The sequence below is a fragment of the Photobacterium sp. GB-1 genome (genome assembly GCF_003026165.1).
Taxonomy (GTDB): domain Bacteria; phylum Pseudomonadota; class Gammaproteobacteria; order Enterobacterales; family Vibrionaceae; genus Photobacterium.
In genome coordinates this window covers 1-21,156 of record NZ_PYOB01000010.1, presented here as the reverse complement: position 1 = coordinate 21,156, position 21,156 = coordinate 1, and the positions used below count along the sequence as shown (strand labels likewise).

The window sequence follows — 21,156 nt, the reverse complement described above, 5'->3', positions numbered from 1 at the left end:
AACTAAGCCCTGCAATAAGCGGGGCTTTTTATTGCTTGTTAATAGAAAATAATAAAGAGTATGAATAAATATCATACAGATAAAAGCAAAAACACTTCATTAAAAAACAAGCCTAATATTTGTTTGTTATACAAATTGATACTAGTCAATTACTAATATCCGAAAGTTTATTACTATCACCTCAAGAATTTGATGATAAACGTTTATAAAGTAATGGCTGCGTATTCATGTCTCAACATACGCAACAATTAATATTTTATCTCAATACAAATATTATTCACTTCAATTAGGTCGTAGTAATGGTCTCACAGCCTCATAATGTAGAAAAATATCAAGCCGTTATTGGTTTGGCTGGTCATGTTGATCACGGTAAAACCGCTTTAATTGAAGCACTCACAGGTATCGTCACAGCGCGTCCACATGAACAACAATTAGGTATGACACAAGATTTGGGTTTTGCCTATTTTAAAGATGATAACAATAATACCATTGGGGTTGTGGATGTCCCGGGACATGAACGTTATCTACGTAATATGGTATCAGGTGTATGGCACCTTAACGTGCTATTGCTGGTTATAGCGGCAGATGAAGGGTGGATGCCGATGACCACCTCACACTTACAAGTTGCACATGCGATGGGAATAGAAGATATCGTCGTGTGTATTAACAAGCGCGATAAAGTCACGGCAGAGCAACTCAGTGCGGTAGAAGATCAAGCGCTAGACAATGTGATGGAGATGACGGGCTTATTACCTGAGATTATCAGTGTATCAGCCTTAAAAAATGACAACATTCCTGCGTTACGTGATCGACTGATTGAGGCGGTTAAAGCCAATATTGATCGTAAAGCATTAGCTGATGTTATAGGTGATCAGGTCGTAGCCCCAATAATGTATATCGATCGTTCATTTGTCGTAAATGGCATGGGCACCGTACTTACAGGTACATTGGCACAGGGAACATTGAGTATTGGCGATAAGGTTCGCTGCTTTCCTAGTAACATCATGGGAACGGTTCGTTCTCTGCAAGCTTATCATCAACAACATCAGCAATTATCTGCCACCTGCCGTGTCGCTGTGAATGTTAAAGGGATCAGCCGTAAAGAAGTAGGGCGAGGGCACTTATTAACATCTGCGACAATAACCCCACCATTACATAGTCAGTGCATCGTTCGTATCAATAAGACGTCAGACAAACTCAAGCAACGTAAACAACGCCATGTTGAAGTTGCCATGGGGACTTGGCATGGCTCAGCATTGTTAAGTTATATTCCGAATACTCAATTAGCACGACTAACCTTTGAAAAGCCCATCCCAATGATTTTTGGACAACGATTAGCAATGATCCAAAAAGGTGGCTGTGGGCTACAACACGGTGCTGAAATTGTGTGGTCAACACCTGTTATGGGTTATCAAAAACGCCGTTTATACCAAGCATTAGATAATTTACCGGTACTTTTAAAGCCTGAATCACAACGTGAGATGTTACTCGCTCTACAAGGTTACTTTGAAACGACCGAAGCAGGTTTTGAATCGGCACAAGGACAAACTTATTTAACGCCTTATTGTTTTGAAGATAGCTGGTTAGCTGACAATGTTATGCAAATTCAGACGTTACTGTCTGATGGGATCTCAATGTCATCTGCCGAAATAGCAACACGTCTACGTATTAATGAAGTAGTGATTGATATCTTAATGCAGCAATTAAAGCTGCAAGAAAAAGTACATGTTAGTTATGGTAAATGGTGCTTAGGGCAAGGTGATAACGAAGATGAATTACCTCCTGTGGCACAAGAGATTCTGCAACAAATACGCGAGCTAGGTAAAGCAGGACTAGAACTGAATAAAGTAACGGTTGCTGGTGGTAAAAAGTGGCTTAGACAGCTCAGCCATCAAAAATATATTACCGCTTTGGATGACACCATTTACTTCGATATGGGTTTATATCTTGATTTAGTTAAAGCCGTGATAGCTGAACATCAACCCCAAGATCGCATATCGATGGGAGATATTAAAGATCGGACAGAATTAAGCCGAAAATACTCAATCCCGTTAGCAAATAGAATGGAAAAAGATGGCTGGGTGCGTCGTGATGGTGATGAGCGTATTATCCTAAAAGCGTGGGATCAGTAATAAATCTAACGATGATTAAAGTGAGTGTTGAAGTTACCCGTAACAATCAATGTTAGTCGCTATTTTAACTTACTTGATATTACGGGTTATTAAACTCGTATTAGCTAGCTATAACTATTAACATAATGCGTATTATTGTTAATTGATTAAAGAAGTTGTGATTATGTCTTTACCGCCGTGCCCAAACTGCCAATCTGAATATGTGTATCAAGATCAAGCGAACCTAGTGTGTCCTGAATGTGCCTATGAATGGAACCCTGCTGAAGTTGCAGAGGAAGAAACCATAGTAGTGAAAGATGTTAACGGCACATTATTGCAAGAGGGCGATAAGGTCACGCTAATTAAAGATCTGAAAGTCAAAGGCAGTTCACTGGTGCTAAAAATTGGAACGAAAGCGGTTATTAAACGTATTGCTGAAGGTAAAGACCACCAACTAGACTGTAAACTTGATGGTGCTGGTGACATGATGGTTACTGCAAAATTCGTTAAAAAAGCGTAATACATCATTACGCAATTTTATTAACAAAGTTTGATTGATCCCGTCACGTTTGACTGAGCCAATAACCACTAAAATCTCTGTGGCATCGAGTGATAAATCACACACAACATTAACCGCAGCGACTGTCTGTAAACGGACCGATTCAAATGGGTTGCGAAATAACGGGCATGTTTCACGCCCCTCAATCACTTTCCAATTAGTAAGATCGTTGGTATCAACATGCAGTGTGTCTTTTTCGGTTTCGCGCATTTGCCATAATTTGACAAAAATCGTTGTACCTTGATGGCTAAAGTACAAGTGTTTCGTGATTGGTTGCATCAAGAAGTGAAAGGATGATTTTTATAGGAAATAACAGCCAATAAAGGGTTTTAAACGTACTAGCACTGTGTTTATTAAATAAGAACAAGTGATGCACAAAAAATCCAATTTACCCGCTAAGGTGTGTGCGGTTTGTCAACGGCCGTTTACTTGGCGCAAGAAGTGGCAACAATGTTGGGATGAAGTGAAGTATTGCTCTGAACGTTGTAGGCGCACACGCCAACACATGGGCTCATCAAGAAAGAAAGTAGGCTGATACATAACGAAAAATGCGTCAGCCATTGTCGTTTAGCGGTGTTATTTAGGCTTTAAAAATCTTCAGCAACTTCAAACACCACGCGCTCGTTAGTTATCGGATGGTTGAATGCCAAGTATTGAGCATGTAGGCATAAACGATCGCCTTTTTGCCCGTATAAATCATCACCGACAATAGGCATGTTCATCCCTTTAACATGGGCGGAATGGACACGAAGCTGGTGTGTACGACCTGTTTTTGGGTAGTAATAGACCTTGGTTCTGCCGTTTTTACGCTCAAGCACGTTCCATGTGGTTTGTGCAGGCTTGCCGTATTGGTAACACACGATTTGACGAGGGCGATCGTCTAAATCCACCCGGATTGGAAAATCAATCAGCCCGCTATCACTGTCACTGTTACCTTCTAATAGGGCAACGTAACGTTTTTCGACAGTGCGCTCTATAAACTGTTTTTGCAGTGCTTTGTGAGCATCTTTGGTTAAGGCAATGACCATTAAGCCAGAGGTCGACATATCTAAACGATGGACAATCAACGGGCTATCGCTATCTGGGAACATGGCTTGCATTCGGCTATATACTGAATCGGTAATGGTTTTACCGGGTACAGATAAGAACTCTGCAGGTTTATTAACAATCACCATCGCATCGTCTTGATAAACAATACTTAGCTCTTTGCCTTCGGCTGGGTTTTGCTCTAGTGGGTTCTCGTCTATCTCAATGCCAGACAACATATGGGCTAAAATAGGCTCACATTTGTTTTTTGAGGCTTCATAAAAGTAAGCATGTTTTAGCATTTGTGGCGCGGGGGACTTACCCCACCAGAAATTTGCCATTGCTAACGGTGTTAATTGGTGGTTAAACGCATACTGAAGCAGTTTGACGATAGCGCAATCGCCCGCCCCTTGTAATGGCTCATCAAACAACTGATTGAGATCTTTATATTCCTCAAATTGGTTCACAAAGCGGTATTGGCGATGAATACTTTGTTCTAATTGTGTTGCTAATTTATCTTGCTTGGCTTTTAGTTCAGCAAGCGCAGTGGTATCTGCTTCAAGCTGTTCGCTTAGTGATTGCAGCGTTTGTTGCCACTGTTGGCGCAAGGCTTTTTGCTGATGTTTATCGTAAGCGCTTTCACGGGCTAGGCGATGAAACACTTCTGTTTTAACGTTTTCATCATCACTTTGCTCGGCAGCTTTGCGTTGCAATTTACGCTGCTTGCGCTGTTCAATCATCTGTAAACGAAAGGCTTCAGATTCTTGCTCAGCTTGCGTTTTCGCTTGAGTATATTGCTGTTGCAGCGCAATGAACTGAGGCGAAGACGCAATAGATTCAATGTCAGATTCTAGTACTGTAAGCGTGTGTTTAATCGCTTGGATCTCAGGATCGGTGTTAAGCGCATCAAACACAGGCGGCACAAATTGGGGTAACTGTGTTTGCCCTGCGATAGTGCCTGAAAATGCCGATAGATAACCGATGTTACCTTGCTCGCTTTGTACCACTAACACACCGAACATATTGCCAATGGCGTGATTATCACTGTCTTTATTTAAGCCATCTAAACCAAAATCGTGTTGCCATTCGGTTTGTGTTTCTAGGTGTTGTTGCAACTCTTGCGCGGCTAACACACTCAGTGGATGTGGCTTATAACAAAAAGGATAAGTAAAACGTTCAGGTAAGGCGATAGCCTCAATCGATGAGCGAAATGGAGTAAAAAGGGAATCGTACATGGCTTAATCTATCGCAAAATGGGGCGTGGATTTTATCACTCTCTGGGAGAGAGTACGAGTGATAGGATTTAGCTATAAAATTGATATGCATGTTCGTGCGAGAACAATACGCAAAGTATTTTAATTTGTGGCTGTAGGTGTCACACATGCGATGATCAATATATTGGGCTAGAAAACAATGATATCTGCTATATGCTAAAGACCAGCAACATCAAAAAATTAGAACAAAAACGTAACCCAATGGTGAAAATCATGGGTTGAGACTTTATTTGGAATAATATGAGAGAGATTTATTTTATATAGGAATATAACTAAAAATCTCTATTAATGTATTCGTTATTTCCATAATTTATATTTCTTTATAGGATTCTTTAAAAAAGAATAATAGCTTAATATCATTATAATGACTATTTAGTAAATTTTTTCAGTATACAAAAATATTGAGAAGTAGTTCAAAATAATACTTTTACATATTCATTTTTGAGGGGTTTTTATTGTGAATGAAAAATTAATCAATTAAATTCAATGAAGTGTATAACTATAATGTAATTAGATTACATAATTACATCTAAAAATATTAAGATTATATCAGTGGTTTTATATCTAAATTAAACGTGGGTTATATATTGTAATTTTTAATAAGAAATTTTATTTTAATAATAGCTTTAATACAAGGAAGTCGTATGTACAAAATAGCCTTTATATTAGTGATACTTTTGGTTTCTGGTTGCACTACGCTCCCTGTCGCTCCACTTAGTAAAGAAAATTTAAATAATATTAAGAGTGTTGCGATTGTTGACTTTCCGGAAATGCGAACACATGCATTAGTCGGAGAGTTTATGCTATCTATGGATCAACAACACTTTACAGATAAACAATCTATGTATTTTGATCTTGGTAAAGAAGTCGAACCGATAATAACTCAAGAAAAGAAAACCAATGCTACCTTTCTACCAAATCAAACAGTAATAGAAAATAACTCAAGTGTAATAGTAATTGAAAATAATAACTCGAATGCAATAGACTCTGGAATAACAGCGGTTGCTGCTAGTTTAACTGCGGGAATTATAAATGAGATAGGTAAAAAAACAAATGAAAGAGCATCTAATTTTAATGAAATATATTCTAGTACAAACCCTAAGATAAACTTAAGAAGAGATTTTCTTAACGAACTCTCAAGCTCTTTAAAAGAAAAAGGAATTGATGTTTCTTTATTGAAAGATCAAGTTCACTCTGTACCTTACTTGCGATGGTCTGCTTTAGACTCACAAGGGAAATTATTTAGGCAGAGGTATCCAAATGAACTTGAAAGTGTTGATGCTGACCTTGTTATACAGGTTAGCCCTGTAGCTATATATAATGCAGGAAGTGCCCTTAATGCATATGCCCGGATAGTCAGTGTAAATGTTGCAATTTACAATGGCAGAACGAAAGAGTTTTATGGTGTTAAAAGCTTCTACTCAGTAGAAGATAATGTAACAGGGTATCATACCTACAACGGCCTAGTTGAAAACTTAGGAGAAGCAGGGAAAAAGCTTCATGAATCGTTATTAGCTGTAGTTCCTCAAATCTCAATGTTAATAAATAGTTCGAACTCACAATTGGATTAGATATAATTCAATCTAAAAATAAGGCTATCTATCTACATTCATTCATATTCGAAGTATTAGATAGTCTTATTCAAGATAAATATTGAAAATATGATGGAAGTTATACTGAAAAGTCGAGTATCCCATGCGCCTTACTTACCAGTCTAAATAAACAAACCTTAAACATGTTCTTGTCCATAAATGAGTTTATTATTCAGTAAACTCGTTGTTTATAAATCTATTAACCGCTAAGTGCCCCATTTCTTATACCCATACGTAATAAAAAAGTTATTAGAATGTTTGTTTTAATATAAGTCGCAACAACCTAGTAATACTGGGTTCTTATTTTTTATTACTTCTTCATGGTTTTTTACCGAACGTTAACATTGTAATTTTCTGACGGGGTATTATCAGTGGCAGAATGTTGCGAGTATTTATGACTTCATGACTTCATGACTTAAGGTACGAGTAATTGCATTTAGCCACAGAGTTATCAGGCATAGTATTTATTATTAAGATGTATTTATGAATGATAGAAGATTAGCGTTAAAAAAATTATCAGCATTAGTTGCGATGTCTCTGTTATCAGGCAATAGCATTGCTCGTAGTTTAGGCGGTAATAACGAGTTAAGTAGTGATAAAGGTTACACTATTAATTACCCTGACTTTTCAGGTTCAGATGTGATTGAAATCTTTAAAAGTTCACTGGGTTTTGCTTTGAATTTTATTCCTGAAGTTGGCGGTGTTGTGTCATTTCTCGTGCGTTTATTGTGGCCGTCACCGAAAGAAGATGTTTGGGGAAAAATTAAAGACAAAGTAGAAGAACTAATTGATGAAAAATTAGACGAAGAGGTTTTTTCAAGATTAAGTACAATAGTAGCAGGCATGAATCTCTCTCTAAAAAAATATTTAACTCTTGTCAAAGGCGCTTCTCCTGAGGAGATAACGTCTCTTATTGTTACGTTAAATGATGACTTCATAAGAGAGGGCCCTGAGTTTCAACAAAAAGGCTATGAATATATATTGTGTCCATTATTTGGTGTTTTCGCTTCGTTACATATGACTTTTTTAAGGGATGTTTTACTGCATCACAAAGACAATTTATCTAAACATATGTATGACTCGTTAAAATCAGAAATGAAAGAATATAAAAAGCAATATTCTGATTACTTAAAACAGACGATTAAAAACCAAAGAGAGGTATTGGAAAAAGACCGTCCTCCTGTAGGGCAACATCGTACTGATACTTACAATTATTTTTTTTCGTCCAGCACTATCGCTGTAAAATATTGCGATGACTTTATACAAATGTTTGAGCAAATGGATATTGATGTTAATCCAAGATCATTTGTATTGGACTCAAGTAAATTTAATGACATTTACTCTCCAGCTTACGGCACTGCGGATGATTGGGATCAAGAGTGTAATGAGGTTGCCCGTGGTGGAAGAGGGGTGATAGGAGGAGTATATAGACAGCCAACGCTATCTTTCACTTCACTGTATCTTGATTACTTCGATGGGCGCCCAGTAAACTTAAACGTTTATTATCCTGATGGTAAGGGGCCTATTAATAATGATGGTCAGAGAGTAAATAAAACAGATGTTATTGCTTATCCAGCATCAGGGGTTGAAACAAAAAATGTCACGATAGAGAGTATTGAAGATGAAGAATTTCCAATATCCTATGCGATAATAAAGTCTCAGAGTCTCCCTTCACATTTAACGCTGTATGATATTCATGATAAAGATTATGAGTTATGGGATAGTTATGAGGCTCAATTCCAACAAGAACATAAAGTCGCATTTTTTCCTCGTCGACTTTCAACGATGACAGCTTGGACTCATAGTGCCTATTTTCATCAGGCGATAGGTTGTTTAATTTTGGGCTTTACTTGGGTACCTCCTAAAAATAAGAATGAAGAGTTTCTTCAGCAACATTACATATCATCCATTGAAGAGCCAGATCTTGACGTGTTAAGTGAAGTTCATCAATTAGATGCATACTCGTGTATAACATCTGAACATGAGGCTGCTCGTGATGAGTTTTGGGCTTATGCAACAGATGGGAACAATGATAGAGGTGATAGGCGCGGTGGCTCTATTGATGCATTGCCGTTAGTTGGGCTGGCAGGAGCGGCGCTTTTAAAAGAAGCGATGAAGAAATAAGGTTATGTATTCGGAGAGTCATCCTTATGACTCTCTTGATATTACTAATAAAAAACTACAAATACTGCTATCTATAAATGTGTAAAGTAAAAAGGCTGCTTGGCAGTATTTATGCTGTAAGATTTCCTAATCTTGCGTTTTAATCTGTTGTTCTTGTTGTTCTTGTTGTTCTTGTTTTTCTTTATTCTTCAGTTTTCTGTCTTGGTCGAAGTGCCACTTGATCGCAAAATATCCAGCAACCATTAACGCAATGACTTTAATCGCCATAGCGACATAAGGGAAAAAGTCTGTCCAGTGATTCATCGTAAATCTCCATTCCAACCGATATCAGATTAATAACAAAGAATGTGTTATCAATGCAATTCAATAAAATCTGCCATCGTTAAATTAATATCAAAAAATCGCATGCAAAATATCAAAATATATCCAATTACACATAGGATATGGTGCACAGATATAAAAATGGTTTGTATTTAATTGATATAAAAAGCCCCTCTAGTCACATATTTGGAGTGAGGGGCAATGGTTATGATGAACCTAGACACTTGCATATAAATTTATAGTTACGCTAATGCTTTTTATCAAGTGCATTTATTAAGTCGCACCTTCAATCTACTTTTATGTCTTACTTTTGATTAACTCGACAGGCACTGTCCCATAATGATAAATGAGCAGCCGATTGCTATCGTCCAAGCGATGGAACGCAAAACACCGAGATTTATTAGATACAGTATGTGGTAGACAACTCTAAAGCTAATGTGGAGAAGTGCCAATAACTGAATTTTTTCATTTGTGGTGCCTGTTGCGATTGCTAACAAAACGGCCATGGAAAAAATAATCAGTGATTCAAAGGCATTTTGATGTGCTGCTAATGCTCGCGCACCAAAACCATGCAATTTTGCTTGTTGGTCTCGGGGATGGTTATTATCGTAGCCTCCCACTTTATGCATTGCGACGGCGAGAGGTATTTTGGCTATGTAAGGAAGTAATGCTGCGGCAATTAAACTATAAATTAAAATATCCAATGAATCGTCCCTGGTTTTATCAACTCGCTATTTGATTTTATATTAATAAGTATACTTGTTCTTTACCGTGATCATCAGTCAATTAGGTATATGAAGGCAGAATCTATTGCTAAATGAAGACTTTTCTTGAGGACGTTGAAATAAGTTTTTAGCTGTTTTTCAATCACAAATACTGTTCATCCCTGACGATTTATTGATAGGGTATATATTGAATTAGGATTTAAGAATGCGAAGGAGTTAACGATGGCACAACAAAAAGCGATACTTGCTGGCGGCTGTTTTTGGGGGATGCAAGATCTTATTCGTCGTCAAACTGGGGTAATAACAACCCGCGTTGGCTATACGGGCGGTGATGTGGCAAATGCCACTTATCCCAATCATGGTACTCATGCTGAAGCGATTGAAATAACTTTTGATGATGACCAAACCAGTTTTGAAAATATTTTGGCGTACTTCTTTCAAATTCATGATCCAACAACGACCAATCGCCAAGGTAATGATATCGGTACTTCTTATCGCTCTGCGATTTTCTATACTTCAGAGGCGCAAAAAAACACGGCCCAAGATTTGATTAAGCGTATTAATGCTTCTGGCATTTGGCCGGGCACGGTAGTAACAGAAGTCGTGCCAGCAAGTGATTTTTGGCAAGCAGAGCCAGAACACCAAGATTATTTACTTCACCGACCTAATGGCTATACCTGTCATTTTCCGCGTCCTGATTGGGTATTACCTGAAGAATAAAGGTGAAGCGAAGTCATTTTTTGAGTATTAATATTACTTTTTTAGGATGAGACTTTTTTTATTTTTAGGCTTACATTCAGTGTCAGATATTTAAGAGAATTACTGAGGTGTATCATGAGCTTAAAAATCAAATGTGAACATATGGAACTAACTGATTCAATCAAAGCAGTAGTATCTGATTATATTGAAAAGATGATGGTTATCGATCCTGAATTTAAACATCTTCATGTGGATATCATCAAAGAAGATACAGGCTATGCTGTTGATTTGAAAATGGATACTGAAGTGTTCCATAAAGTGAGTGCTAAAGCGCATAACGTAAATTTAGAAGAATGTATTAAAGAAGCATTTTTCCATTTTGAAAAAGTGGTTGAGAAGAAAGCAGCGCATCAATAATTTCATGCGATTGCATTTCTTGTCATCAAAATTAAAGGCTCGTAATGAGCCTTTTTTATTGTCTGCCTATTACGGTTATTGCTCTTAAATGTATGCAATACCCAATCACATAATGATAAATTTAATTCTATGTTTATTGTCAAAGCCCTTATACTGTTTGAATAGTAAAGGTTAAATCATCTATCGCGTTAAATATTCAGCTTCAAGTCATTGTTTAGCGAATAAGATAAGATTGTTATCTCTTTTATAACGTATATTTTGGGGAGTTATATGATGAAATCACTATTATTGGTTGCGCTATCTATTCTCGCTTTTCAAGCACATGCACAAGATAGGTATGTGTGTAAAAGTGATCATTCTGAGCGTGTCATCGAAGTTGTTTATGCTAATCCAAATAGCAAAGTACCGTGTGAAGTTCGCTATACTAAGCCGGAAGGCACTGCTGTATTATGGGATGCGAAACATGAGGTCGGTTACTGTGAAGAAAAAGCGAAATCTTTTGCTGAAAAATTAACCAGCTTAGGGATGTCATGCTCTGGCGTCGATGTCGCATCAAGCGCTCCTGTTGTAACGGAACAGCCTACAGAGGCACAAACCCAACAAGATTCAGCTACACCTTTAGCAGCACCTTTAATCGATACTCCAACATCTTCAACGCCAGAATCTACCAATGCAGCGCCAGTTGTAGAATCACAAACGCATGCTGACTCACCAACAGCAACGCAAATTCAGCAAGATGCGGCAGCACCTTTAGTTGATACTCCAACCTCTTCAACACCCGCATCTGCAACAGAAGCAGCACCATCTCAAGCGGAATAGGTCCGTTATTCATGGTTGATATAAATTGAGTGGGTACTAACTTTCTCGCTCATTTTATTTCAATGTGATAACGGATAACATGGTTAAACTATTTTAGAAATAAATAACACTGTTTGAGATTTATGAGTTTTGAAGAAAAACCTTACCTACGAGAAATCGCTTTAAAGCGCGAAAAAATTGATAATTACGATCAATTTCCGTTTTGTATTCCAGCCCTCAAAGCGTTAGATGTCATTGAATTTCATCCTGATGTTACTTTTTTTGTCGGTGAAAATGGTTCAGGAAAATCTACGCTAATTGAAGCGATTGCAGTCGCGATGGGGCTTAATGCGGAAGGGGGGAACAAGAATACCGGTTTTGCTACCGCGCAAACGCATTCTGAGTTAGATCGCTACATTAAAACCGTGAAAAGTTTTAAACGCCCGAAAGACTTCTATTTTTTAAGGGCTGAGAGTTTTTATAATGTTGCCACTTATTTAGATCAGCTTATGCCGCCACCGTTGCAAGGTTATGGTGGGCAATCACTACACCATCAATCTCATGGTGAATCTTTCATGGCAATGATCTCTAATAAGTTACGCGGTAATGGTTTATACATTATGGATGAGCCCGAAGCTGCTCTCTCACCAGCTAGACAAATGGCTGCGCTTTCAGAAATGCATCGTTTAGTTGAAGCAGGTTCGCAATTTATTATTGCTACTCACTCACCGATTTTATTGGCCTACCCAAGAGCTAAAATCTATCAGTTCAGTGATAGTGGCATCGATGAAACAACGTATGAGGATACCGAGCATTATGAGATCACTCGAAACTTCCTGAATCACCATCAGCAGATGATGAAAATCTTAATGGAAGAAGAGTAATTGAGCTTAATATTGCTCGATGAATCGCTTGAGTTTACCTATTCAAGTTTACTTTGAATAAAGTTAATAAAACAGCGAGTCTTGGCGGGTAGTAACCGTGTTTCGGTTATGGCGTATATCGGCACAGGAGAACTTTGCCAGTCCGGTAATATGCGTTGTAATGTTCCTTGCGCTAACTCATCTGTGATCATTTCTTGTGGGAGTAATCCCAATCCCATATTGAGCACTATTAATTGCTTGATCATGCCAATACTATTTACAAATAGTTTGCTGTTTACCTTAATATCTGCCGATTTATCTTTGCTATGTAATGCCCAATGGGCTGATTTTACGATACTAAAACACTGATGTTGAGTAAGTTCGTCTGGTGATTGTGGTTCGCCATATTGTGCCAAATAAGCGGGAGAACCATAAACATAGTGATGGAAGTTAGCGAGTTTACGAGCAATTAAGCTTGAGCTTTCACTTTCACCTGCTCGAATTGCTACGTTGAAATATTCCGATGTCATATCCACACGCCGTGAAGATAAATCAAATTCCAATTCAATATCGGGATATTGTTTTGAAAATTCGGGTAGTAATGGCGCAATGAAGTGGGTCGCAAAATCAATAGGGGCAGACACGCGAACCGTACCACTAGGATTTTCTGCTATATCACTCAATTGTTGATGGGCGAGTTTGGCTTCTTCAACAATACGACGACAACGCTCGTAATACAGTTGACCGGCCTCTGTGAGTTCAATTTTTCGTGTTGTACGGTGGAGCAAACGCAGCCCAATGGCTTTTTCTAATGCACTGATGCGCCTTGAAAGGGTGGAATTAGGCACTCCAGTAATCTCTGCGGCTTGGCGAAAGCTCATTACGTTGGCGACTTCTACAAATAACGCCATATCATCGAGTGATTTCATAATTATCCCATTTTTGAACCAATCATTTCCATTTTATAGTATTTAATCCAAATATAGAATTATATAACATGGCTTCAACGTCAGAGATTAACGAGAAAATGATTATGCAAACTCAAAAGAAGAAAGTACTTGTTGTTGGTGCCACAGGTTTCCTAGGTCGTAAAATTTTACGTAGTTTAATGCAGCATTCAAACGTCGATATTAAAGCGATGTCACGCCGTGGTGCACCAAAAGGTGAATTTTCAGAGCTAGAGTGGGTAAAGGCTGACATGATGGATCCTGCTTCTTTAGATGCTGCATTACAAGGTGTGGATGTGGTGATTAGCTCTGCTAACGGTTATATGAAAGAGAGCCTTGATGCCGATTTCCAAGGCAATAAAAATCTCGCAGAAGCAGCAGCACGAGCAAACATTGAACGCTTTGTTTTCTTGAGTATTGTTAATAGCGATGAAGCGCAAAGCGTGCCACATTTTCATGCTAAAAAAGTTGCAGAAGATGTGATTAAGCAAGTCGGCATTCCTTATGTATTTGTGCGTGCACCAGCGTTTTTAGATCAAACGTCTGATTACATTGCGGATGGCTTTAAAGCGGGTCGTTTTTACGCAATTGGCGATACAACTACTAAGTGGTCGTACATTTTGACTGATGATTTAGCTGATTATCTTGCTAAATCTGCCGCATTTGAAGGTGATGAAATCAATAATAAATCGATTGATGTAGGTTGGAGTGATGGTGCCAAAAGCCAAGCGGAATTGGTGCAATTAATTAGTGAAGTGACAGGTAAGAAGTTATCAACATGGACTGTGCCATGGTTTGTTTTCCAATTACTTGTTCGCCCAATCAAACTATTCAGTGAGCTTGGCTATGACATGCTTGAAATGTTCCTGTTCTTCAAAAAAGGGCGTTTTGTTGCTGACATTAGCGATCAAGAACGTTTCTTTGGCCCTGCGCCATTAGCAAAAGAGGTGATCACTCGTTGGGCTAAGAATAATAAGTTCATTGATTAACATACAACGTTTTCAATAGAAGCTGACTTAATGTCAGCTTTTTTATTATTGGTTTTATTCACTGTCATCAAAGGCATAAATCCAGCCAATAATGAAATTCAATTTTGCAAATAAAGATTAAAGAAAAATAGGAATGATTTCTATTTTAATACGGCAATTTTTTCTGAGGAATAGGATAACCACTCTCCGTTTTATCATTTTTTGATTATTTTTATTATTAGTCAATTTCGTGAAAATTAAGCTGTTGATAGTAGTTATATTCTCCATTTTCAACGATGTTTATTTTTTCATAACTGCTCATACTAAGTAAATTTTTCTCTTATTTTGTTTGCTTGTTTAAATTTAAATGTTAATAGAAAGAGAATTTATTTAAATGTTAATGGTTTTATGTGCTTTATGCATAGACTAAATGCAGATGTATCATTTTACTGAGAATTACCGCTGTAGTAATTTCATTCAATCTTAGTTAATTGCCTTAGTTCTTATTTTAAAAGCTACTTAAATTTAACTGCTTATTTAGTGATTTTTAATATAAGTATTAATTATTATTGGAATATGAATCAGTGAATAAATTAACAGATGAAATTCAATTAGGCTTATCACAAGCCAAATTCAAAAACCGCATTGTTATGGCACCAATGACCATTCAATCTGCATTTTTTGATGGTGGTGTTACACAAGAAATGATCGACTATTATGCCGCTCGCTCTGGCGATGCTGGCGCAGTCATTGTTGAAAGTGCGTTTGTTGAAAATTACGGTAGAGCATTTCCCGGTGCATTAGGTATCAATACCGACAGTAAGATTGCTGGGCTCAAGAAGTTAGCATCGGCAATTAAAGAGAAAGGCTCAAAGGCTATTCTTCAGATCTACCATGCTGGCCGTATGGCAAATGGCGAATACAATGGTGGCCATCAACCTATATCGGCGAGTCCTGTCGCTGCGCTTCGCGATAATGCAGAAACACCACTTGAAATGACGAAAGAGCAGATTGGCTTCATGATTGATGCTTTTGCTAATGCTGTTCATCGTGCAATTGTTGCGGGCTTTGATGGTGTTGAGATCCATGGCGCTAATACATACATCCTTCAACAGTTTTTCTCTCCACACTCAAACCGTCGAAATGATAAGTGGGGCGGTAATATTGAAAAACGTACGACATTCCCTCTTGCTGTTTTAAATGAAGCGAAAAGAGTTGTCGCTGATCACCAACGCGATGATTTCATTATTGGTTACCGTTTCTCTCCTGAAGAAATTGAAGAGCCTGGTATTCGTTTCGAAGATACCATGTACTTGCTTGATAAGTTGGCTGCGAGTGGTCTTGATTATTTCCACTTTTCGATGGGTAACTATACTCGAAATTCGATTGTAAACCCTGAAGATAAAGAACTACTTATTCGTAAATACCATGCGCTTAAATCTGACAATGTTGCCAAAATCCCTGTAATAGGTGTTGGTGGTATCGCTCAGCGTTCAGATGCTGATCAAGCGTTAGCACAAGGTTACGACATGGTGAGTGTGGGTAAAGGTTTCCTTGTTGAGCCAACATGGGCGACTAAAGCGATCAATGGTGAAGAATGTGCCGAGTTCGCTGATATTGAGCAACAACATCAACTGAAGATCCCAACACCACTTTGGGAAATCATGGATTACATGATTGTTGATAGTAAAGCTGAGGCATTAAAGCACCAGCGTATTAAAGAATTACAAAACGTTGAGATCACCTTTGAGCCTGGTGAGTACACCGCTTATGGCTACGGTCATAATGGCAAATTACCTGTAACGGTGACGTTCTCTGAAGACAAGATCCTCGATATTATCGTTGATTCATCAAAAGAGTCAGACGGTATTGCTAACCCTGCGTTTGAACGTATTCCACAACAAATTATGGAAGGCCAAACGCTAAATATTGATGTGATTTCTGGTGCGACAGTGAGTAGCCAAGCGGTTATTGACGGTGTATCTGATGCTGTTGATTTAGCGGGTGGTAACTCGGAAGCGCTTCGTTGTAAAGCACGTGAAGCGGTTGAATGGTCTACGGAAGTTATCGAAAAAACTGTCGATGTTGTTGTTGTCGGTGGCGGTGGTGCAGGTTTAAGTGCAGCGCTTACTGCTTTAGATAATGGTAAGTCTGTTATCTTGCTAGAAAAATTCCCTGTTGTTGGTGGTAACACTGTACGTACAGGCGGTTGGGTGAATGCAGCAGAGCCTAAGTGGGTAAAAGATTTCCCTGCGATTGCTGGTGAAGTGGATTATCTTAAAGCAATTGCCGATACACCTGAATCAGACATTGCAGAAGAATATCTTGCAGATTTCCGCACACTGAAAGATCAACTAGCTAACTATTTCCTTGATACTGAAAGTGGCAAAAATTATCTGTTTGATTCCGTTGAACTGCACCTAATTCAGACATACCTAGGTGGCAAACGTACTAACCTTGATGGCGAACCAATTCATGGTCAATACGATTTAGTACAGACGTTAACAAGTCGTGCAATGGAATCGATTGATTGGTTAACGGAAAAAGGCATCAACTTTAACCGTGGCATGGTGGATATCGCTGTTGGTGCGCTATGGCGTCGAGCGCACAAACCTAATCGCCCTAAAGGTGTTGAGTTTGTCGAAAAACTGCAAAAACAAGTAATTGCCCAAGGTGGTCATATCATTACGGATGCGCGAGCTGAAGAATTGATTGTTGATGATGGAAAAGTGGTTGGTATTAAAGCAACGCATTCAGACGGTACAAAATATGTGTTGACCACTAATTGTGGTGTTGTACTGGCTTCTGGTGGTTTTGGTGCTAACACCAAAATGCTGCAAAAATACAACAACTACTGGAACGAGATTGCCGACGATATTAAAACAACCAACTCACCTGCACTTATTGGTGATGGTATTGAAATCGGTGAAAAAGTCGGTGCTGATTTAGTGGGCATGGAATATGTTCAGTTAATGCCGATTGGTGATCCTAAATCTGGTGCGTTATTAACGGGTCTTATTGTTCCACCTGAAAACTTTGTATTTGTTAACAACCAAGGCAAGCGTTTTGTCGATGAATGTGAAAGTCGAGACGTGCTTTCTCGTTCTTTCTTCGACAATGGTGGTGTGATTTATATGATTGCTGATGAAGCTATCCGTCAAACAGCAGCGAACACCACAGATGAAACCATTGAGCGTGAGATCGAAGAAGGTATTATTATTAAAGCGGATTCAATTGAAGAATTAGCGCAAAAAATTAATGTACCGACCGAAGCGTTAACAGAAACGATTCGCCGTTATAACAGTTACGTTGATGAAGGCCGTGATCCTGAATTCCACAAAGGCGCACTTGGCTTAAAAGTGGAAAAAGCACCGTTCTATGCAACGCCACGTAAGCCTTCAGTTCACCATACAATGGGTGGCTTGAAGATCAATACTCAAGCGTGTGTATTGGATAAAACGGGGACACCAATCTCTGGGCTATATGCAGCCGGTGAGGTGACTGGTGGTATTCATGCTGGTAACCGTTTAGGTGGTAATGCGTTGATTGATATCTTCACTTATGGTCGTATAGCGGGTGATAGCGTATCTAACCGCGTTTAATTAGATATATACCCAAGCATCTTGAAGTTACTTGGGTACAAAGGGAAGCCATGTGCTTCCCTTTTTACTATTTAACGAGAACAGAGTTAATGGCAAGTTATAAAACGCGTTTTCCTATGATGGGAACCTTTATTGATCTTGTGGTTCATCATGAACGTGGTGAAGCATTGATCAAAGAATGTTATCTGCAACTTCAAGAATTTACTCAACGTTTTACGGTTAATCAGACGCAATCTGAACTGATGCGCGTCAATAACTACGCAGGGATTCGAGCTGTCCGTGTAAAGCCGGATCTTTATGCGCTGATTAAGAAATCAAAAGCGATCAGTGTCGATCCTCAAAATCCGTTTAATGTGGCGATTGGGCCACTGGTTAAAACATGGCATATCGGTTTTAAAGATGCCAAGTTACCCACCGATGTGGAGCTTGCGGAAAAATTACAGCTTGTCGATCCATCAAACATTATCCTAGATGATGACTATCAGTCGGTATACCTTTCTCAAACGGGTATGCAGATAGATTTAGGCGCTATCGCTAAGGGATATTTTGCTGATCGGATCAAAGATTTTCTTACCGCTAACGGGGTCGAGCATGGCTTTATTAACCTTGGTGGTAATGTACTGACCATTGGTTACTCGCCTGAGAATGCTTCACAAACATGGAATGTCGGTATTCAAAACCCGCTGGCAGCTTCGCGTGGCGATATTTGCCGAGTTGTGCCTTTAAGAGATTATTCAATGGTAACGTCTGGCATTAATGAACGTTATTTTGAATACCATGGGCAGCGATATCATCACCTTCTTGATGGGCAAACGGGCAAGCCTATCTCAACCAATATCGCGAGTGTGACGATTATTTCAAAGCTCTCTGTTGATGGTGAAATATGGAGCACTGCTGGCTTTTTATCATCCATTGATGATGCGCTTGCTTATCTTAATCGTCAGGCAGGGATTGAGGCGGTATTGATCTCAAATCAAGGTGACGTTTTTGTCACTCATGGCCTAACTGATAACGGTACAGTTATTCAGATGCGCTAAATAGCAATATTTGACTGTTAAAGTGAAATACAGCTCTATATTTTCCTGTTTTCACCACTTAAAACGACAAAAAATGTGTAAGTTGCATTTCCTACATTGCTCCATGATGATAAGTTTCTCACACAGATAGATGACTGGCTGGTATTTGAGTTTGTCAGTGTTTGTATAAATGAAACGATATTATTCAATTGCCAATTATTCGGTATGGAGAAATGAACATGGCGTGCTCAGCGATCAAAACAGCGGTTATTGGTTATGGTTTTTCCGCTCAAACCTTTCATATTCCATTTATTACAAGCCTAAAAGAGTTTGAGCTAACGGCGATAAGTACAAGTAAGCAACAACAACTTCAAGAAGATTGGCCATTAATTCAACATTTTGATAGTGCAGAAGCGCTGATAACCTCTTCCGATGCTGAATTAGTGATCATTACCGCGCCAAATGATGTCCACTTTCAGTTAGCTAAAGCAGCCTTAGAGAATGGTAAACACGTTATTATTGAAAAGCCATTTGTCACCAAGGTTGAAGATGGAGAAGTACTGATCGCATTAGCAAAAGAAAAGGGGCTAATGCTGAGTATTTACCACAATCGACGTTGGGATGGTGACTTTCTTACCGTGAAAAAAATGATCGATGAAAAACGTTTTGGAGAGTTAAAACATTTTGAATCTCACTTCGATCGCTTTCGCCCAGTGGTTCGCGAACGTTGGAAAGAGCAAGCCGCAGATGGTGGCGGCATATTATTTGATTTAGGATCACATCTGCTGGATCAATCGATCACCTTGTTTGGATTACCAGACGCGATCACGGCAGATTGTAGAGTCACGCGTAAAGGCTCTAATAATGTTGATTACTTCCACTTACTTTTACATTACTCAACTCACCTTGTTGTGCTTCATGGCGACATGATAAGTGCTGGCGAAAATAAGCGTTTTACTATTAAAGGTACTGGTGGCTGTTATGAAAAGCTGGGTATTGATCCGCAAGAGCAATACTTAGTTTCTGGTGTTATGCCTGTAAATGAAGATTGGTCAGCAGAATCACCGTCTCAGTATGGCAACTTTTATGATGAGCAAAGTTGTACGCCTGTGCCAACAGTGAAAGGGTGTTATCAGGAATATTATCACCAAGTGGCTAAAGCCATTCGCCAAGGTGTGACATGTCCAGTTAAAGCAGAAGATGCGCTTTTAAATATTAAGTTAATAGAGTTGGCGTTGGAAAGCAGCCGTTTAGGTAAGAAAATACAACTTAAAGATGCTGTCTAAATACACTCTCAATAGGCGTTTAGATATTTAAGAACGCTAATCAGTTTTAAATAAAAGCCAAACTTAACTTTTTAAGTTTGGCTTAGTTTCTCCGTTCAATGAAATTAGATTGGTCTAATTACACCGTTTTCATCTGTACTCCAGTCGACCATAGCATTATTTTTACCCACTAATCGACTTATGCTACTGACAAAATGACTTTCATCTGTGTTGGTATTATGACTATAAATTAAACCATAGAATTCATGAGCAAAAGCGTCAACGGTTTTGATACCATTATCATTTGAGAAGGTAAAAGTACCACCTAAATACACTTGGTCGGATTCGACTTCTTGAATATTGGCTTCTTGATCTGTTGCCTCTGGTATTTTAATAAAATTTGTTTCTTTTTGTGTGTTAGCAATATTATTTTGATTGAGCTTAAAAGTATTTGTGTTTTGATTAATTAAAGGTGCATGAAATTGTATGTCTTTAACCGTGCTTATCTGAATCTTATCAGCTTGCTTTTGAACAGATAAAGTCCCTGATATCTCTTCAATACTCAACCCTTCATTATGATTGCCACTATCGATAACTGCACAAGTATTATCGGTTTCGCCAATGTTAAGATCTTTTGCACAGTTTAGGGCGCTTTCAGTAATAACTAAAAAAGTATCATAGTTAACTTGTGCGTATTGCTTTTTAACATCAGATGTTAAATTACCAAGATCAAGTGGAGTAGCTTTGTCTGTACCACCACCACCACCACCACCGCCACCGCTATTATTATCGTCATTACCGCCTGTCTCTTATGCACATCCGACGCTGCCGACGACTAGGCGAATGTGC

Annotated in this window: 19 protein-coding genes; 13 read left to right on the top strand and 6 right to left on the bottom strand. The window is 38.6% G+C overall.

Going from position 1 to position 21,156, the window contains the following annotated elements:
• Positions 1–299 precede the first annotated feature (299 nt).
• Positions 300–2,132: a selenocysteine-specific translation elongation factor gene (selB, locus tag C9J45_RS11770; RefSeq protein WP_107292558.1), complete on the top strand. Its 1,833-nt coding sequence runs from the start codon at positions 300–302 to the stop codon at positions 2,130–2,132.
• A 163-nt stretch (positions 2,133–2,295) separates the two neighbouring features.
• Positions 2,296–2,631 carry a zinc ribbon domain-containing protein YjdM gene (locus C9J45_RS11765; RefSeq protein WP_107206750.1) on the top strand — a complete coding sequence of 112 codons (336 nt, stop codon included), beginning with the start codon at positions 2,296–2,298 and terminating at the stop codon, positions 2,629–2,631.
• Here the strand turns inward: C9J45_RS11765 and C9J45_RS11760 are convergent.
• A complete protein-coding gene (locus C9J45_RS11760; RefSeq protein ID WP_233217715.1) occupies positions 2,566–2,949 on the bottom strand; it encodes a hypothetical protein in 384 nt (127 codons plus the stop codon). The two genes, C9J45_RS11765 and C9J45_RS11760, sit on opposite strands and share 66 nt — an antisense overlap.
• Positions 2,950–3,040: 91 nt before the next feature.
• Between C9J45_RS11760 and C9J45_RS11755 the strand changes: the two genes are divergently transcribed.
• Complete coding sequence (locus C9J45_RS11755) at positions 3,041–3,205, top strand: DUF2256 domain-containing protein (protein ID WP_107292557.1); 165 nt, start codon at positions 3,041–3,043, stop codon at positions 3,203–3,205.
• Between the two features lie 52 nt (positions 3,206–3,257).
• Here C9J45_RS11755 and C9J45_RS11750 read toward each other — a convergent pair whose 3' ends face one another.
• Positions 3,258–4,931 (bottom strand): RluA family pseudouridine synthase, encoded by a 1,674-nt coding sequence (locus tag C9J45_RS11750; protein ID WP_107292556.1) that lies wholly within the window; start codon positions 4,929–4,931, stop codon positions 3,258–3,260.
• Positions 4,932–5,614: 683 nt separating this feature from the next.
• Between C9J45_RS11750 and C9J45_RS11745 the strand changes: the two genes are divergently transcribed.
• Both C9J45_RS11745 and C9J45_RS11740 read left to right on the top strand, forming a co-directional pair.
• Positions 5,615–6,541, top strand: coding sequence for a hypothetical protein (locus C9J45_RS11745; RefSeq protein ID WP_107292555.1), 927 nt, complete (start codon positions 5,615–5,617; stop codon positions 6,539–6,541).
• Between the two features lie 504 nt (positions 6,542–7,045).
• A complete protein-coding gene (locus C9J45_RS11740; RefSeq protein ID WP_233217714.1) occupies positions 7,046–8,686 on the top strand; it encodes an insecticidal delta-endotoxin Cry8Ea1 family protein in 1,641 nt (546 codons plus the stop codon).
• A 126-nt stretch (positions 8,687–8,812) separates the two neighbouring features.
• Here C9J45_RS11740 and C9J45_RS21655 read toward each other — a convergent pair whose 3' ends face one another.
• Both C9J45_RS21655 and C9J45_RS11735 read right to left on the bottom strand, forming a co-directional pair.
• Positions 8,813–8,989, bottom strand: a complete 177-nt coding sequence (locus tag C9J45_RS21655; RefSeq protein ID WP_181318116.1) for a hypothetical protein — start codon at positions 8,987–8,989, stop codon at positions 8,813–8,815.
• Positions 8,990–9,321: 332 nt separating this feature from the next.
• The gene (locus tag C9J45_RS11735; RefSeq protein ID WP_107246255.1) at positions 9,322–9,711 is read right to left on the bottom strand and encodes an MAPEG family protein; all 390 of its coding nucleotides are present in this window, start codon (positions 9,709–9,711) and stop codon (positions 9,322–9,324) included.
• A 243-nt stretch (positions 9,712–9,954) separates the two neighbouring features.
• Between C9J45_RS11735 and msrA the strand changes: the two genes are divergently transcribed.
• From msrA to C9J45_RS11715, 4 genes are all read left to right on the top strand, one after another.
• Positions 9,955–10,452 (top strand): peptide-methionine (S)-S-oxide reductase MsrA, encoded by a 498-nt coding sequence (gene msrA / locus C9J45_RS11730; RefSeq protein WP_005366207.1) that lies wholly within the window; start codon positions 9,955–9,957, stop codon positions 10,450–10,452.
• Positions 10,453–10,566: 114 nt separating this feature from the next.
• Complete coding sequence (locus C9J45_RS11725) at positions 10,567–10,848, top strand: HPF/RaiA family ribosome-associated protein (protein ID WP_107246254.1); 282 nt, start codon at positions 10,567–10,569, stop codon at positions 10,846–10,848.
• 270 nt (positions 10,849–11,118) lie between these two features.
• Positions 11,119–11,667: a hypothetical protein gene (locus C9J45_RS11720; RefSeq protein ID WP_233217708.1), complete on the top strand. Its 549-nt coding sequence runs from the start codon at positions 11,119–11,121 to the stop codon at positions 11,665–11,667.
• A gap of 122 nt (positions 11,668–11,789) precedes the next feature.
• Positions 11,790–12,530 carry an AAA family ATPase gene (locus C9J45_RS11715; protein ID WP_107292554.1) on the top strand — a complete coding sequence of 247 codons (741 nt, stop codon included), beginning with the start codon at positions 11,790–11,792 and terminating at the stop codon, positions 12,528–12,530.
• A 38-nt stretch (positions 12,531–12,568) separates the two neighbouring features.
• Here C9J45_RS11715 and C9J45_RS11710 read toward each other — a convergent pair whose 3' ends face one another.
• A complete protein-coding gene (locus C9J45_RS11710; RefSeq protein WP_107292553.1) occupies positions 12,569–13,438 on the bottom strand; it encodes a LysR family transcriptional regulator in 870 nt (289 codons plus the stop codon).
• A gap of 104 nt (positions 13,439–13,542) precedes the next feature.
• On the opposite strand from C9J45_RS11710, the gene C9J45_RS11705 reads away from it, so the two are divergent.
• The 4 genes from C9J45_RS11705 to C9J45_RS11690 all read left to right on the top strand — a co-directional run bounded on the left by C9J45_RS11705 (position 13,543) and on the right by C9J45_RS11690 (position 20,328).
• The gene (locus tag C9J45_RS11705; protein WP_233217707.1) at positions 13,543–14,445 is read left to right on the top strand and encodes an SDR family oxidoreductase; all 903 of its coding nucleotides are present in this window, start codon (positions 13,543–13,545) and stop codon (positions 14,443–14,445) included.
• Positions 14,446–15,008: 563 nt separating this feature from the next.
• Complete coding sequence (locus C9J45_RS11700) at positions 15,009–18,026, top strand: flavocytochrome c (protein ID WP_107292551.1); 3,018 nt, start codon at positions 15,009–15,011, stop codon at positions 18,024–18,026.
• Positions 18,027–18,115: 89 nt separating this feature from the next.
• Positions 18,116–19,063, top strand: a complete 948-nt coding sequence (locus C9J45_RS11695) for an FAD:protein FMN transferase (protein ID WP_107246249.1) — start codon at positions 18,116–18,118, stop codon at positions 19,061–19,063.
• Positions 19,064–19,281: 218 nt separating this feature from the next.
• A complete protein-coding gene (locus C9J45_RS11690) occupies positions 19,282–20,328 on the top strand; it encodes an oxidoreductase (protein ID WP_107292550.1) in 1,047 nt (348 codons plus the stop codon).
• 104 nt (positions 20,329–20,432) lie between these two features.
• On the opposite strand, the gene C9J45_RS11685 is transcribed toward C9J45_RS11690, so the two are convergent.
• Entirely contained in the window at positions 20,433–20,873 is a 441-nt protein-coding gene (locus C9J45_RS11685; protein ID WP_233217706.1) for a hypothetical protein, read from the bottom strand.
• Positions 20,874–21,156 lie beyond the last annotated feature (283 nt).

Excerpts from the sequence above, each read along its gene's own strand:
- selB (WP_107292558.1), top strand. The coding sequence starts at position 300 with ATGGTCTCACAGCCTCATAATGTAGAAAAATATCAAGCCGTTATTGGT.
- C9J45_RS11765 (WP_107206750.1), top strand. The coding sequence starts at position 2,296 with ATGTCTTTACCGCCGTGCCCAAACTGCCAATCTGAATATGTGTATCAA.
- C9J45_RS11760 (WP_233217715.1), bottom strand. The coding sequence starts at position 2,949 with ATGCAACCAATCACGAAACACTTGTACTTTAGCCATCAAGGTACAACG.
- C9J45_RS11755 (WP_107292557.1), top strand. The coding sequence starts at position 3,041 with ATGCACAAAAAATCCAATTTACCCGCTAAGGTGTGTGCGGTTTGTCAA.
- C9J45_RS11750 (WP_107292556.1), bottom strand. The coding sequence starts at position 4,931 with ATGTACGATTCCCTTTTTACTCCATTTCGCTCATCGATTGAGGCTATC.
- C9J45_RS11745 (WP_107292555.1), top strand. The coding sequence starts at position 5,615 with ATGTACAAAATAGCCTTTATATTAGTGATACTTTTGGTTTCTGGTTGC.
- C9J45_RS11740 (WP_233217714.1), top strand. The coding sequence starts at position 7,046 with ATGAATGATAGAAGATTAGCGTTAAAAAAATTATCAGCATTAGTTGCG.
- C9J45_RS21655 (WP_181318116.1), bottom strand. The coding sequence starts at position 8,989 with ATGAATCACTGGACAGACTTTTTCCCTTATGTCGCTATGGCGATTAAA.
- msrA (WP_005366207.1), top strand. The coding sequence starts at position 9,955 with ATGGCACAACAAAAAGCGATACTTGCTGGCGGCTGTTTTTGGGGGATG.
- C9J45_RS11725 (WP_107246254.1), top strand. The coding sequence starts at position 10,567 with ATGAGCTTAAAAATCAAATGTGAACATATGGAACTAACTGATTCAATC.
- C9J45_RS11720 (WP_233217708.1), top strand. The coding sequence starts at position 11,119 with ATGATGAAATCACTATTATTGGTTGCGCTATCTATTCTCGCTTTTCAA.
- C9J45_RS11715 (WP_107292554.1), top strand. The coding sequence starts at position 11,790 with ATGAGTTTTGAAGAAAAACCTTACCTACGAGAAATCGCTTTAAAGCGC.
- C9J45_RS11710 (WP_107292553.1), bottom strand. The coding sequence starts at position 13,438 with ATGAAATCACTCGATGATATGGCGTTATTTGTAGAAGTCGCCAACGTA.
- C9J45_RS11705 (WP_233217707.1), top strand. The coding sequence starts at position 13,543 with ATGCAAACTCAAAAGAAGAAAGTACTTGTTGTTGGTGCCACAGGTTTC.
- C9J45_RS11695 (WP_107246249.1), top strand. The coding sequence starts at position 18,116 with ATGGCAAGTTATAAAACGCGTTTTCCTATGATGGGAACCTTTATTGAT.
- C9J45_RS11690 (WP_107292550.1), top strand. The coding sequence starts at position 19,282 with ATGGCGTGCTCAGCGATCAAAACAGCGGTTATTGGTTATGGTTTTTCC.